Annotated in this window: 1 protein-coding gene; it reads right to left on the bottom strand. The window is 53.9% G+C overall.

Going from position 1 to position 256, the window contains the following annotated elements; genetic code table 11:
* On the bottom strand, nucleotides 1-256 hold a 256-nt coding region (locus AAEY79_RS15615), incomplete at both ends, for a hypothetical protein (protein ID WP_352289490.1).

Below are 256 nucleotides of genomic sequence, written 5' to 3' on the forward strand. Positions count from 1 at the left end.
GTAGATGTGACCGTCGCCACGGACGGGTTTTGGGAGGTGTAGGTATAAGGAGGCCGACCACCTGTTGCCGCTCGGGTTTGCGTATTGCCGGGGTATTCTGCTCTCTTTGGCCAGCCGGCTACGATATAGGCGGTTCCACTTAACGTCATCGTGGCTGTATTGATATACAAGGCTGGATAGGCAGCGGTGTATGACGTAGTAGGAAATACGACGGCACGTGCTTTATCCGTATTACCGCCATACTCCACTTCACAGG

Source organism: Psychrobacter sp. GW64-MNA-CIBAN-0177 (assembly GCF_040309585.1).
In the GTDB taxonomy this organism is placed as follows: Bacteria; Pseudomonadota; Gammaproteobacteria; order Pseudomonadales; family Moraxellaceae; genus Psychrobacter; species Psychrobacter okhotskensis.